Here is a 13,663-nt window from a genome sequence, read left to right on the forward strand (position 1 = left end):
CGGGTCAAGAGTAGCTGAATACTAACATCGATTGAGATAAAGATAGAATGTCAGGACAAAGTCTTGACATGGTGCCGTGACCAGGGGCACAGTTTCAGGCAGCCACCCACACCTATCCCGTCGGAGTGACTTGTGATGACCAATCAGCCATACGACGTGCTCGCCATCGGGCGCAGCGGCGTCGACGTCTACCCGCTCCAGACCGGTGTCGGCCTCGAAGAGGTTCAGACGTTCGGGAAGTTCCTCGGCGGCAGCGCCGCCAACGTCGCGGTCGCCGCGGCGCGACTCGGGAACCGGTCGGCGCTGATCTCCGGCGTCGGTGACGACCCGTTCGGCCGCTACGTGCGCGCCGAACTGGCTCGCCTCGGGGTGGACAACTCATACGTCACCACCCACAGTGAGTTCCCGACGCCGGTGACGTTCTGCGAGATCTTCCCGCCCGACGACTTCCCGCTGTACTTCTACCGCAAGCCCAGCGCCCCCGATCTGCAGATCCGTGCCGACGAGATCGATGCGGACGCGGTCCGCTCGGCGCGACTCTACTGGTCGACGGTGACAGGTCTGTCTGAGGAACCCAGTCGCAGTGCGCATTTCGCGGCATGGGAGGCGCGCGAGCGTCGGCCGCTCACGGTCCTGGACCTGGATTACCGCCCGATGTTCTGGGAGACGCCCGCAGCCGCCACCGAGCAGGTGCAGAAGGCGCTGGCACACGTGACGGTCGCCGTCGGCAACCGCGAGGAGTGCGAGATCGCCGTCGGCGAGTCCAACCCGCACCGAGCCGCCGACGCGCTGCTCGACCTCGGGGTGGAACTCGCCATCGTCAAGCAGGGCCCGCGCGGGGTGCTCGGCAAGACCCGGCACACATCGGTCACCGTGCCCCCCAACCAAGTCGACGTCGTCAACGGCCTGGGAGCCGGTGACGCGTTCGGCGGCAGCCTGTGCCACGGACTGCTCCACAACTGGTCACTGGAGAAGACCCTGCGCTACGCCAACGCCGCCGGCGCGATCGTCGCCGGTCGGCTGGAGTGCTCGACCGCGATGCCGACCGCCGCCGAGGTCGCCGAACTGGCCGAGCAGACCGCTGTGGAGGCCGTCAATGTCTGATACCGCCGTGCGCCCCACCTATGCCTCGATCACCGAGCTGCGTGCCACCGACCCGGGCGCTGTCGCACGCGCCTGGGCGCAGCGCACCACCCGGCCGACCTTGCGCGGCAACGGACGCCTGATGATCGTCGCCGCCGATCACCCCGCGCGCGGCGCTCTCGCCGTCGGTGGGCGGCCGACCGCGATGAACAGCCGCACCGATCTGCTGGACCGGTTGCAGGCCGCGCTCGCCGATCCCGGCGTGGACGGAGTGCTGGCGACCGCGGACATCCTCGATGACCTGGTGCTGCTGGGCGCGCTCGAGGACAAGGTGGTGTTCTCGTCGTTCAACCGCGGCGGTTTGGCCGGCTCGTCGTTCGAGCTCGACGACCGGATGACGGGCGCCACCGCCGCATCGACCGCCGCGGCCCGGATGAACGGCGGAAAGATGTTGTGCCGCATCGATCTCGACGATCCAGGCACGGTGTCCACGCTGACGGCCTGCGCACAGGCCGTGGACGAGCTCGCCGCCCACGGTCTGATCGCGATGCTGGAGCCGTTCATGTCCTCGCGCGTCGACGGCAAGGTCCGCAACGACCTGACCCCCGACGCGGTGATCAAATCGGTGCACATCGGCCAGGGTCTCGGCTCCACCTCGGCGTACACCTGGATGAAGCTGCCCGTGGCGGACGAGATGGAGCGCGTCATGGAGTCCACGACCCTTCCCACCCTGCTGCTCGGTGGGGATCCCACCGATCCCGAAGAGGCGTTCGCCAGTTGGGAGAAGGCGTTGTCACTTCCGTCGGTGCGCGGCCTGATCGTCGGCCGCACCCTGCTCTACCCGCCCGACGACGACGTCAGCTCGGCCGTCGCGACCGCGGTGGCGATGGTCCGATGAGGTCGAAGCTGTACATTCCGGCCGGCAGCGCTTCGACTCCGTTCACCGTCGCGATCACCCCGGAGGACGCCGGCTGGGCCGAATCCTCCTTGCACGTAGTCGATCTCGGAGACGACGGTTCGGTGTCATTGAACACCGGCGACAACGAGGTGATGATCCTGCCGTTGGCCGGCGCCGGGCGCGTCGAATGCGGCGGCGAGATGTTCGAGTTGTCGCCCCGCGCTTCGGTGTTCGACGGGCCCGCAGACATGGTGTACCTCGGCCTCGGCCAGGACTACTTCCTGTCGGGCCGGGGCCGCATCGCGATCTGCGGTGCCCGCGCGAAGACGTCCTTCCCGAACCGCCGCGTCGCCGCGGCCGACGTGGCCGTCGAACTGCGCGGGGCGGGCAATTGCAGCCGCCAGGTGCACAACTTCGGCACCGCCACCGCATTCGAGGCGGACTCGCTGATTGCCTGCGAGGTGATCACCCCCGGTGGCAACTGGTCGAGCTATCCCGCGCACAAGCACGACGAGAACACCGACGTCGAGACCCAGCTCGAGGAGATCTACTACTTCGAGATCGACGACAGCCCGGCGGGCACACCGGGATTCGGCTATCACCGGGTCTATGGCACCCCCGAGCGCCCGATCGAGGTGCTCGAAGAGGTCCGCACCGGCGATGTGGTGCTGGTCCCCCACGGCTACCACGGCCCGTCCATCGCGGCTCCGGGCCACCACATGTACTACCTGAACGTGATGGCCGGTTCGGGACCGACCCGCGCCTGGCTGATCTGTGACGATCCCAATCACACCTGGCTGCGCGGCAGCTGGGAGCACCAGGAGATCGACCCGCGTCTGCCGTTCACCGCGCAATCGTGATGTACTCCGCCACCGAAGGAGCGTGACCCGTGGTTTCCACCGCGCCGAAGTCGACAGAGAAGTTCGTCGACAACGAACCGACCGTACGGCTCACCGTCGCCCAGGCGACCGTGCGCTTCCTGGCCAACCAGTACGTCGAACACGACGGTGAGCGGCACAAGTTCTTCGCCGGGTGCTTGGGCATCTTCGGCCACGGCAACGTCGCGGGCATCGGCCAGGCACTGCTTCAGGACGAGGTGGAGGCCCACGAGGCCGGCGAACAACCGGACCTGCGGTATGTGCTGGGCCGCAATGAACAGGCCATGGTGCACACCGCCGTCGCGTACGCCCGGCAGCGCGACCGCACCCAGGCGTGGGCGGTGACCGCCAGCGTCGGACCGGGCTCGACGAACATGCTGACCGGCGCCGCGCTGGCCACCATCAACCGACTGCCGGTATTGCTGCTGCCCGCAGACACTTTCGCCACCCGGGTGAGCTCACCGGTGCTGCAGGAGCTGGAGCTGCCCTCGTCCGGGGATGTCACCGTCAACGACGCGTTCAAACCGTTGTCGCGCTATTTCGACCGGGTGTGGCGTCCCGAGCAGCTGCCCGCGGCGCTGCTGGGGGCGATGCGGGTGTTGACCGATCCCGTCGAGACGGGCGCAGCGACGATCGCCCTGCCGCAGGACGTGCAGGCCGAGGCCTTCGACTGGCCGGTCTCGTTGTTCGCCGAGCGCACCTGGCACATCGCCCGGCCGATGCCCGAGCGGGCCGTGATCGCCAAGGCCGCCGAGGTCATCCGCTCGGCGACCAAACCGCTGATCGTCGCCGGTGGCGGTGTCATCTATTCCGGCGCGAACGACGCGCTGGCGCAGTTCGTGGCCCAGACCGGGATCCCGGTCTGCGAGAGCCAAGCGGGGAAGGGCTCACTGCTGCACGACGATCCGCGCTCGGTCGGCGCCGTCGGGTCCACCGGGACCACGGCGGCCAACGCGCTGGCCGCCGAGGCCGACGTCATCATCGGGATCGGCACCCGTTACAGCGATTTCACCTCGGCGTCGCGCACCGCGTTCAACAACCCCGACGTCCGGTTCGTCAACATCAACGTGGCATCCCTGGACTCGGTCAAGCAGGGCGGGATCAGCGTGGTCTCCGACGCCCGGGAAGCGCTCGAAGCGCTGACCGGACTGCTCGACGACTACTCGGTCAGCGACGAATACACCTCGCGCGTCCGCGAACTGATGTCCGAGTGGAACGACACCGTCACCGAGGCGTACCGCACCGAGGACGGTGCCGCGCTGAACCAGAACCAGGTGATCGGCTTGGTGAACACGTTGTCCGACGCCCGCGACGTCGTAGTGTGCGCCGCCGGGTCGATGCCCGGTGATCTGCACAAATTGTGGCGGATGCGCGACCGCAAGGGCTACCACGTCGAGTACGGGTTCTCCTGCATGGGCTATGAGATCGCCGGCGGTATCGGAGTGCGGATGGCAGCCCCCGACCGCGACGTGTTCATCATGGTCGGCGACGGCTCCTACCTGATGATGGCCACCGAACTCGTCACCGCCGTGCAGGAGGGTGTGAAGGTCATCCCGGTGCTGGTGCAGAACCACGGCTTCGCCTCCATCGGCGGCCTGTCGGATTCCGTTGGCTCGCAACGCTTCGGCACCAGCTACCGGTACCGCGGCGAGGACGGCCGGCTCAACGGCGGCAAACTGCCTGTCGATCTGGCCGCGAACGCGGCCAGCCTGGGCGCCGACGTCATCCGTGTCACGACCGCCGCCGAGTTCACCGATGCCGTCAAGGTCGCCAAGGCCAGTGACCGCACCACGGTCATCCACGTCGAGACCGACCCGATGGTCTTTGCACCGGACAGCCATTCCTGGTGGGACGTGCCGGTCAGCCAGGTCTCGACACTGGCGTCCACCCAGCAGGCCCATCAGCGGTACGCAGACTGGAAGAAAGTCCAGCGGCCACTGATCAATCCGTCCGACCGCTAGGCCAGGGAGCACCGTGACTTCAATTCGTGTTGGCTCCGCGCCGGATTCGTGGGGGGTGTGGTTTCCCGACGATCCGCAGCAGACGCCCTACACCCGTTTCCTCGACGAGGTCGCCGAGTCGGGCTATGAGTGGATCGAGCTGGGCCCCTACGGGTACCTGCCCACCGACCCGGCCACGCTGGCCGACGAGCTGGCCGCCCGGGGGCTCAAGCTCTCGGCCGGGACGGTGTTCGAGCACCTGCACCAGGATGACTCATGGGATGCGGTCTGGAAGCAGATCGAGGGCGTCGCCAAGCTGACCGCCGCGGTCGGCGGCAAGCACGTGGTGGTCATCCCGGAGATGTGGCGCGACCCGGCCACCGGCGAGGTTCTCGAAGACCGCCACCTCACCGCCGAGCAGTGGGCCAAGAAGACCGGCGGCATGAACGACCTCGGCAAGGCGATGTTCGAAACCTACGGGGTGCGTGCGCAGTATCATCCGCACGCCGACTCCCACGTCGACACCGAGGACAACGTGTACCGCTTCCTCGATGGCACCGACAGCCGGTATGTGAACCTGTGCCTGGACACCGGCCACATCTCCTACTGCGGCGGCGACAACATCGCGATCATCCGCCGCGCCCCCGAACGCATCGGATATCTGCACCTCAAGCAGGTCGATCCGCAGGTCCGCGCCAAGGTCGAAGCCGAGGACCTGCCGTTCGGCGAGGCGGTCAAGCTCGGCGCGATGACCGAACCGCCGCTGGGGATCCCGGACATGCCACCGCTTCTCGCCGAGGTCGAGAAACTCGGCATCGACGTGTTCGCGATCGTCGAGCAGGACATGTATCCCTGCCCTGCCGACGCCCCGCTGCCCATCGCCAAGCGCACCCGCAACTATCTCGGGTCGTGCGGCATCCCGTCCGTCACATTCACATAGTCGGCCGCTCTTCCACAAGGAGAAATCACCATGCCCGAACTGCGTGTCGCCGTCCTGGGAGTCGGCGTCATGGGGGCCGACCACGTCGCCCGGATCACGTCCCGGATCTCGGGCGCGCGGGTGTCGGTGGTCAACGACTACGTCACCGAGAAGGCCGAGCAGATCGCCTCGGGCATCGAAGGTTGCCGCGCCGTTGCCGATCCCCTCGACGCGATCGCCGATCCGGACGTCGACGCCGTGCTGCTGGCCACCCCGGGCACCACCCACGAGAAGCAGCTGCTGGCCTGCCTGGAGCACCGCAAGCCGGTGATGTGCGAGAAGCCGCTCACCACCGACGTTTCCACATCGCTGGAGATCGTCCGGCGAGAGGCCGGGCTTGATCGCCCGCTGATCCAGGTCGGCTTCATGCGACGCTTCGACGACGAGTACATGCGGCTCAAGGCACTGCTCGACGGCGGCGAACTCGGCGAGCCCCTGGTGATGCACTGCGTGCACCGCAACCCGAATGTGCCGTCGTACTTCGACAGCTCGCTGATCGTCAAAGATTCGCTGGTGCACGAGGTCGACGTGACGCGCTACCTGTTCGGCGAGGAGATCGCCAGCGTCCAGATCGTCAAACCCTCGTCGAATCCTGGTGCGCCCCAGGGTGTCATCGATCCGCAGATTGCGATCCTACGAACGGTGTCCGGACGGCACGTGGACGTCGAACTCTTCGTCACCACCGGTGTCGCCTACGAGGTGCGCACCGAGGTGGTCGCAGAACGTGGCAGCGCGATGATCGGCCTGGACGTCGGGCTGATCCGCAAATCCGCGCCGGGCACCTGGGGTGGTCAGATCACCCCCGGGTTCCGGGAACGGTTCGGCCGCGCCTATGACACCGAGATCCAACGGTGGGTTGACGCCGTCATCTCCGGCACCAACGTCGACGGACCGACCGCGTGGGACGGCTACGCGGCCGCGGCGGTGTGCGCGGCAGGTGTCGAATCGCTCGAAACCGGCCTGCCCGTTGATGTGCAGCTCGCCGACCGACCGTAGAACCGAAAACACAAGCAGGAGCAGAGTAATGACCAAGACGATTTCCCATTGGGTTGATAACAAGGTGTTTGCCGGCGAGTCCTCCGCGACGGCGCCGGTGACCAATCCGGCGACTGGTGTGGTGACCGGTCAGGTCGCGCTGGCCAGCGTCGCCGACGCCCAGCTGGTGATCGATGCGGCCGCTGCCGCGTTCCCGGCCTGGCGGGACACCTCGCTGGCCAAACGCACCCAGGTGCTGTTCGCCTTCCGGGAGCTGCTCAACGAGCGCAAGGGTGAACTGGCCGAGATCATCACCGCCGAGCACGGCAAGGTCGTCTCCGACGCGCTCGGCGAGGTCAGCCGCGGCCAGGAGGTCGTCGAGTTCGCCTGCGGCATCCCCCACCTGCTCAAGGGCGGCTACACCGAGAACGCCTCGACCAACGTCGACGTGCACTCCATCCGCCAGCCCCTGGGCCCGGTCGCGATCATCTCCCCGTTCAACTTCCCCGCCATGGTGCCGATGTGGTTCTTCCCGATCGCCATCGCCACCGGCAACACCGTGGTCCTCAAACCCAGCGAGAAAGACCCCAGCGCCGCGCTGTGGCTGGCCGAGCTGTGGAAACAAGCCGGCCTGCCCGCCGGGGTGTTCAACGTCCTCCAAGGCGACAAGACCGCCGTCGACGAACTGCTCACCAACCCCAAGATCAAATCCGTGAGCTTTGTCGGGTCCACCCCGATCGCCCAGTACGTCTACGCCACCGGCACCGCCGCCGGCAAGCGCGTCCAGGCCCTGGGCGGAGCCAAAAACCACGCCGTGATCCTGCCCGACGCCGACCTGGATTTGGCCGCCGACGCGATGGTCAACGCCGGCTTCGGCTCCGCCGGCGAACGCTGTATGGCCATCTCCGCCTGCGTGGCCGTCGGCCCCATCGCCGACGACCTGGTCGCCAAGATCACCGAACGCACCACCGGGCTCAAGATCGGCGACGGCACCCGCAACACCGACATGGGTCCGCTGGTCACCAAGGCCCACCGCGACAAGGTCGCCTCCTACATCGACGCCGGCGAAGCCGCCGGCGCCAAGGTCGTCGTCGACGGCCGCACCGTCCAGGCCGACGGTGATCAGGACGGGTTCTGGCTGGGCCCCACCCTGCTCGACAACGTCACCGCCGACATGAGCGTCTGCACCGACGAGATCTTCGGCCCCGTCCTGTCGGTCGTGCGGGTGGACACCTACGACCAGGCCCTGGACCTGATCAACACCAACCCCTACGGCAACGGCACCGCGATCTTCACCAACGACGGCGGCGCGGCCCGACGCTTCCAAAACGAGGTCGAGGTCGGCATGGTCGGCATCAACGTGCCCATCCCCGTTCCCATGGCCTACTACAGCTTCGGCGGCTGGAAAGCCTCCCTGTTCGGCGACAGCCACGCCCACGGCACCGACGGCGTCCAATTCTTCACCCGCCAAAAAGCCATCACCACCCGCTGGCTCGACCCCAGCCACGGCGGCATCAACCTCGGATTCCCCACCAACTAAGACCACCCCCACAGTCCGCGAGCGTGCGTGTCCGCAACCGACACGCCGCCCGCAGACCCAACTTCACGCACCCTCGCCAGGGGTGAGCGGGGTGCGGAGAGGCACGGTGACAGAGAGGTGGAAGTGCCAGAGCTGGTGGCGACCGCATGGACGAGTGCAGGCAACACGTCGCCGATGCACAGCCCGGCGACGAGCCCGATTCCGATCACCGAACGCGTCCGGGCAATCGCCGATGCCGGGTACAGCGGCTTCGGACTGATCGCCGATGACCTCCTCGCGGTCCGGGAGTCGATCGGTTTCGCGGCGTTGCGCGACATGATCGCCGATCATGGTCTTTCCCATGTGGAGATCGAGCTGATCGAGCGGTGGTGGGTTGGTCGTGGCCTGCCCGGGCACACGTATCAGATCCGCGACCTGCTGTTCGAGGCCGCCGATGCCCTCAACCCGGCATTCATCAAGATCGGCTCGGAGAACGGTCCCGCCGCCGCGGCGCTGGAACCGTTCGTCGTCCCGCTGCGGCAACTCGCCGACGACGCGGCGCGGCTCGGCACCCGAATCGCGATCGAACCGATGCCGTTCTCCCTGATCGCGTCTCTGCCCAGAGGCGCCGAACTTGTCAGAGCGGCGGACCATCCCGATGTCGGTCTGATCGTCGACGCCTGGCATGTGTTCCGCGCCGGCACCTCGCTTGCCGAGTTGGACGCCGCGCTCACCGGCGAGAGGGTGTTCGGCGTGGAACTCGACGACGCCCACGCGCAGGTGGTCGGCACACTCTTCGACGACACCGTTGAACGCCGGCAGCTGTGCGGCGAGGGATCGTTCGACCTCGTCGGTCTGGTGAAGGTTCTGCGCGACAAGGGTTTCGACGGTCCCTGGGGTGTCGAGATCTTGTCCGCGTCGTTTCGGCAACTGCCGTTGGCCGATGCGCTGAGATCAGCCGCCGAGACCGCGCTCAAGGTCCTTTAGACAGCCACCGTCACCCACGCGCCGGCGGCAAATGGCACCAACCCCGACGAGCGGGCGCGCCACCGGGCACACCTGAACTGCGGCAGGACTACGGGCCGCCACCCGAACGCATCGCATCCCTCTCCATGCCGGTTAGGCGCGAGCCCAGGTCGATGTCGGTCGCCACCCCGACGAGGGCCGTCGCGACGAGCGGCGCCGGCTCTCGGTCGAGCACCACCAGCCCGATCGCTGGACCGGGGCTGTGCACGACCATCGGCCGCGCCGCGAATCCCTGCGGCACCCCCAACTGCGACAGCCACGCGGCCGAGGCGATGGTGGCGCGCCGCGAGTGCGTCAGATGCGCGAAGAGCGCGTCGACCGAGTCGGCTTCCACCGCGGGACGATAGCGGACGCCTTCGGCGGCCATGTTGGCGTCGAGGATGCGACGGTTGCGCATCGTGGTGGTCAACGCGCACAGCTGCCGTGTGGACGCGTCCGCCCAGCTCACCTCGGCGCCGGCCATCAGTGGATCGTCGGCCGGGGCCACCAACACATACCGCTCCCGGTACATCTCGACCGACCGCGTGCCCGGCGGCGCCTCGTCGTCGAGATAGGTCAATCCGGCGTCGATCTCGAAATCGGCGAGCCGGCGTGCGATCTCGCGCGACGACAATGCCTCGATGCGCACCGAGGCCGCCGGATTGCGGGCCAAAAACTCCGCGGTGATGAACGGACTGGCCGGCACCGCCGTCGGGATCGCCCCGAGCCGCGCCGTGACGGTCAACCGGCCGCGCATCCGTTCGAGGTCGGCGAGCATTTCGTCGCGCTCGGCGACGATCCGCTGGGCCCAGCTGACCACCCGGCGTCCCTCTTCGGTGAAGCCCTCGAAGCGGTGTCCGCGCTGGACGATGACGACGCCCAGGTCACGTTCCAATCGACGGATCGCCACCGACAGGGTCGGCTGACTCACATGACAGCGCGCAGCCGCCCGCCCGAAGTGACGCTCGGCCGCCAGCGCCAGGAGGTACTCCAGGTGTTGCAACAGCACCGCGCTCCCCTTCCGGGACCCGCCAAACGGCAGAACGATAGACAGCGTCTATCACCGCATGTGAAATACCAAATGACAACCCTTCCGCACCGGCCGAGGTCCGGTGGTCCGGCGTCTAGATTGGGACCATGGCCCCCGCGAAAGACGTCGACGCCGACTACGACGAGCTGGATGTGCAGGTCAGCGAGCGCAAACGCGAGGCCGCCGGCGTCAAGGCCGTGATGGTCAGCATGCAGCGCGCGCTGCAGCAGATGGGCCCCGTCCGCACGGCCGCCGCGCTGATCAGACTCAACCAGCGGCACGGGTTCGACTGCCCCGGTTGCGCGTGGCCCGAGGAGCCCGGTGGGCGCAAGTTCGCCGAATTCTGCGAGAACGGCGCCAAGGCCGTCGCCGAGGAAGCCACCAAGCGCGTGGTCACCCCCGAGTTCTTCGCCCGCCACACCATCGCCGAACTCGACGCCAAGCCCGAGTATTGGCTGTCCCAGCAGGGCCGGCTGACCCACCCGATGGTGCTGCGGCCGGGTGACGACCGATACCGGCCCATCGAGTGGGAAGCGGCGTACCGGTTGATCGCCGACGAGCTCGGCGCCCTCGACGACCCGAACCAGGCCGTCTTCTACACCTCCGGACGCACCAGCAACGAGGCCGCGTTCCTCTACCAGTTGTTCGTGCGCAGCTTCGGCACCAACAACCTGCCGGACTGTTCGAACATGTGCCACGAGTCCTCGGGGACCGCGCTCGTCGACGCGATCGGCATCGGCAAGGGATCGGTCACCGTCGAAGACCTGGTGCAGGCCGACCTCATCGTGATCGCCGGCCAGAACCCCGGTACCAACCATCCGCGGATGCTGTCGGTGCTGGAGAAGGCAAAGGCCAACGGCGCGAAGGTCATCGCGGTCAACCCCCTGCCCGAAGCCGGCCTAATCCGGTTCAAGGACCCGCAGAAGGTGCACGGCGTGGTCGGCGACGGGGTGCCGATCGCCGACGAATTCGTACAGATCCGCCTCGGCGGCGACATGGCGTTGTTCGCCGGTCTGGGCCGGCTGCTGTTGGAGGCTCAGGACAAGGCCGGTCCTGGAGTGCAGATCGTGGACCGCGATTTCGTCGCGGCACACACCGCGGGGTTCGCCGACTACGAGGCGCGCACCCGTGCCATCGATCTCGACACCGTACTCGAGGCGACCGGTATCGACCGCGCGCAACTCGACCGCGTCGCGGCGATGATGGCGACGTCGCGACGCATCGTGGTGTGCTGGGCGATGGGCCTGACTCAGCACAGGCATGCGGTCCCGTCGATCAGCGAGATCTGCAACCTTCTGTTGATGCGCGGCATGATCGGCAAGCCCGGCGCCGGTCTGTGCCCCGTGCGCGGCCACTCCAACGTCCAGGGTGACCGCACGATGGGGATCTGGGAGAAGGTGCCCGAGCGGTTCCTGGCCGCCCTCGACGACCGGTTCGGCATCGCCAGCCCGCGCGACCACGGCTATGACACCGTCGACGCGATCCGCGCGATGCGCGACGGCAAAGCCACGGTGTTCATGGCCATGGGAGGCAATTTTGTCTCCGCCACCCCGGACACCCCGGTCACCGAGGCCGCGTTGCGCAACTGCTCGCTGACGGTCCAGGTGTCGACGAAACTCAACCGCAGCCACCTTGTCCACGGCCGCACCGCGCTCATCCTGCCGTCGCTGGGACGCACCGACCGCGATGTACAGGCGACCGGCAAACAGCTTGTGTCGGTAGAGGATTCGATGTCGATGGTGCACTTGTCACGCGGCAGCCTGCCCCCGCCCGGCGATCAGGTGCGCAGCGAGGTCGCGATCATCTGCCAATTGGCCCGCACGGTGTTCGGCCCCGGCCACCCCGTGCCCTGGGAGACGTTCAACGCCGACTACGACACCATCCGGGACGCGATCGCGGAGGTGGTCCCCGGATGCGAGGACTACAACCGCAAGGTGCGTGCTCCCGACGGGTTCCAGCTGCCGCATCCGCCGCGAGATTCCCGCGAATTTCACACTGCGACAGGAAAAGCCAACTTCACGGCATATCCGCTCGAGTGGGTGCCGGTGCCCGACGGCCGACTGGTGCTGCAGACGCTGCGCAGCCACGACCAGTACAACACCACCATCTACGGGCTCGACGACCGCTACCGGGGCGTCAAGGGCGGCCGGCGGGTGGTGTTCGTCAACCCCGCCGACCTGGACAGGTTCGGGCTGTCCGACGGCGACCGCGTCGACCTGATCTCCGAATTCCCCGCTGCCGACGGTCAGGTGCAGGAGCGATGCGCGAAGGACTTCCGCGTCATCGCGTACCCGACGCCGGAGGGCAACGCCGCCGCCTACTACCCGGAGACGAATCCGCTTGTGCCGCTGGACCATACCGCCGCAAAGTCGAACACGCCGGTGTCCAAGGCCGTTGTGATCAGGATGGAGCGCAGCTGAATGGGCCGGGTGACCGCGCGCCGCCGGGTGCATCACGTGACGACCGAGGACGCCGTCGCGCGACCGGACACCCTGGTCGTCGAGGAACCGTTGGAGATTCGGGTCGACGGCAAGCCGATCACCGTCACGATGCGCACCCCGGGCTCGGACGTCGAACTGGCACAGGGTTTCCTGCTCACCGAGGGCATCGTGCGGGGCCGCGAGGACATCATGTCGGTGCGCTACTGCAGGGGCGCGACCGCCCCCGCCCCCGTCCCCGAATCGCTTCGCTCCAGCCTGCCGGACGACGGTTCGGGGCTTTCACAGAACACCTACAACGTCCTGGATGTGACGCTGGCCGACGGTGTCCCGCCGCCTGATGTGGATCCCACGCGGAACTTCTACACGACGTCGTCGTGTGGGGTCTGCGGCAAGGCATCGCTGGACGCCGTGCGGTTGATCAGCAGACACGCCCCCGGCGACGACCCGGCGACGGTCACCGCCGAAACGCTGTCGGCGATGCCCGACAAGCTGCGCGGGGAACAGAAGGTGTTCGCCGCCACCGGAGGACTGCACGGTGCGGCGCTCTTCGGCACCGACGGTTCCCTACTCGTGGTCCGTGAGGACATCGGCCGGCACAACGCCGTCGACAAGGTGGTGGGGTGGGCACTGGAGAACCGGCGGATCCCGCTCGGCGACACCGTACTGCTGGTCAGCGGCCGCGCGTCGTTCGAATTGACCCAGAAAGCGGTGATGGCCGGCATTCCGGTGCTCGCCGCGGTGTCGGCCCCGTCGTCGCTGGCGGTCGATCTGGCCGCCCAATCGGGTGTCACGCTGGTGGCCTTCCTGCGCGGTGATTCGATGAACGTCTACACCCGCCCCGACCGCGTGCTCAGCTGAGCGGCCTTTGCGCGATCTCCACGATTTCTCCACACACGCTCCAAGCACACGGGTCGG

At 67.6% G+C, this 13,663-nt stretch carries 11 protein-coding genes; 10 read left to right on the forward strand and 1 reads right to left on the reverse strand.

The features are described 5' to 3' along the window. The first annotated feature begins 135 nt into the window (after nucleotides 1-135). The 8 genes from iolC (at nucleotide 136) to KXD97_RS28350 (ending at nucleotide 9,259) form a co-directional block, all read left to right on the forward strand. Nucleotides 136-1,104, forward strand: a complete 969-nt coding sequence (iolC, locus tag KXD97_RS28315) for a 5-dehydro-2-deoxygluconokinase (RefSeq protein ID WP_260754276.1) — start codon at nucleotides 136-138, stop codon at nucleotides 1,102-1,104. Further along, nucleotides 1,097-1,981 (forward strand): aldolase, encoded by an 885-nt coding sequence (locus KXD97_RS28320; RefSeq protein WP_260754279.1) that lies wholly within the window; start codon nucleotides 1,097-1,099, stop codon nucleotides 1,979-1,981. The genes iolC and KXD97_RS28320 overlap by 8 nt, the downstream gene beginning before the upstream one ends. Beyond that, entirely contained in the window at nucleotides 1,978-2,841 is an 864-nt protein-coding gene (gene iolB, locus KXD97_RS28325) for a 5-deoxy-glucuronate isomerase (protein ID WP_260754282.1), read from the forward strand. The genes KXD97_RS28320 and iolB overlap by 4 nt, the downstream gene beginning before the upstream one ends. A gap of 29 nt (nucleotides 2,842-2,870) precedes the next feature. Further along, a complete protein-coding gene (gene iolD, locus KXD97_RS28330; protein ID WP_260754284.1) occupies nucleotides 2,871-4,820 on the forward strand; it encodes a 3D-(3,5/4)-trihydroxycyclohexane-1,2-dione acylhydrolase (decyclizing) in 1,950 nt (649 codons plus the stop codon). Between the two features lie 13 nt (nucleotides 4,821-4,833). Then, nucleotides 4,834-5,739, forward strand: coding sequence for a sugar phosphate isomerase/epimerase (locus KXD97_RS28335; RefSeq protein ID WP_260754285.1), 906 nt, complete (start codon nucleotides 4,834-4,836; stop codon nucleotides 5,737-5,739). A gap of 30 nt (nucleotides 5,740-5,769) precedes the next feature. Beyond that, on the forward strand, nucleotides 5,770-6,774 hold the full coding sequence (locus tag KXD97_RS28340) for a Gfo/Idh/MocA family protein (protein WP_260754286.1): 1,005 nt from the start codon (nucleotides 5,770-5,772) through the stop codon (nucleotides 6,772-6,774). Nucleotides 6,775-6,802: 28 nt separating this feature from the next. Next, entirely contained in the window at nucleotides 6,803-8,293 is a 1,491-nt protein-coding gene (locus KXD97_RS28345) for a CoA-acylating methylmalonate-semialdehyde dehydrogenase (protein ID WP_260754287.1), read from the forward strand. Nucleotides 8,294-8,410: 117 nt separating this feature from the next. Beyond that, nucleotides 8,411-9,259 (forward strand): sugar phosphate isomerase/epimerase, encoded by an 849-nt coding sequence (locus KXD97_RS28350; RefSeq protein WP_260754288.1) that lies wholly within the window; start codon nucleotides 8,411-8,413, stop codon nucleotides 9,257-9,259. Between the two features lie 88 nt (nucleotides 9,260-9,347). Here KXD97_RS28350 and KXD97_RS28355 read toward each other — a convergent pair whose 3' ends face one another. Next, nucleotides 9,348-10,286, reverse strand: coding sequence for a LysR family transcriptional regulator (locus KXD97_RS28355; RefSeq protein WP_260754289.1), 939 nt, complete (start codon nucleotides 10,284-10,286; stop codon nucleotides 9,348-9,350). Between the two features lie 128 nt (nucleotides 10,287-10,414). On the opposite strand from KXD97_RS28355, the gene KXD97_RS28360 reads away from it, so the two are divergent. Together KXD97_RS28360 and fdhD are read left to right on the forward strand one after the other, a co-directional pair. Next, nucleotides 10,415-12,727 (forward strand): FdhF/YdeP family oxidoreductase, encoded by a 2,313-nt coding sequence (locus tag KXD97_RS28360; protein WP_260754290.1) that lies wholly within the window; start codon nucleotides 10,415-10,417, stop codon nucleotides 12,725-12,727. Then, nucleotides 12,728-13,606 (forward strand): formate dehydrogenase accessory sulfurtransferase FdhD, encoded by an 879-nt coding sequence (gene fdhD / locus KXD97_RS28365; RefSeq protein ID WP_260754291.1) that lies wholly within the window; start codon nucleotides 12,728-12,730, stop codon nucleotides 13,604-13,606. It begins immediately after the preceding gene. The last annotated feature ends 57 nt before the right edge of the window (nucleotides 13,607-13,663 follow it).

Source organism: Mycobacterium sp. SMC-8, assembly GCF_025263565.1.
Lineage (GTDB): Bacteria > Actinomycetota > Actinomycetes > Mycobacteriales > Mycobacteriaceae > Mycobacterium.

Bases quoted from the DNA above. Each gene is read 5' to 3' on its own strand.
- iolB (WP_260754282.1), top strand. From the start codon at position 1,978: ATGAGGTCGAAGCTGTACATTCCGGCCGGCAGCGCTTCGACTCCGTTC.
- KXD97_RS28320 (WP_260754279.1), top strand. From the start codon at position 1,097: ATGTCTGATACCGCCGTGCGCCCCACCTATGCCTCGATCACCGAGCTG.
- KXD97_RS28345 (WP_260754287.1), top strand. From the start codon at position 6,803: ATGACCAAGACGATTTCCCATTGGGTTGATAACAAGGTGTTTGCCGGC.
- iolC (WP_260754276.1), top strand. From the start codon at position 136: ATGACCAATCAGCCATACGACGTGCTCGCCATCGGGCGCAGCGGCGTC.
- fdhD (WP_260754291.1), top strand. From the start codon at position 12,728: ATGGGCCGGGTGACCGCGCGCCGCCGGGTGCATCACGTGACGACCGAG.
- KXD97_RS28360 (WP_260754290.1), top strand. From the start codon at position 10,415: ATGGCCCCCGCGAAAGACGTCGACGCCGACTACGACGAGCTGGATGTG.
- KXD97_RS28340 (WP_260754286.1), top strand. From the start codon at position 5,770: ATGCCCGAACTGCGTGTCGCCGTCCTGGGAGTCGGCGTCATGGGGGCC.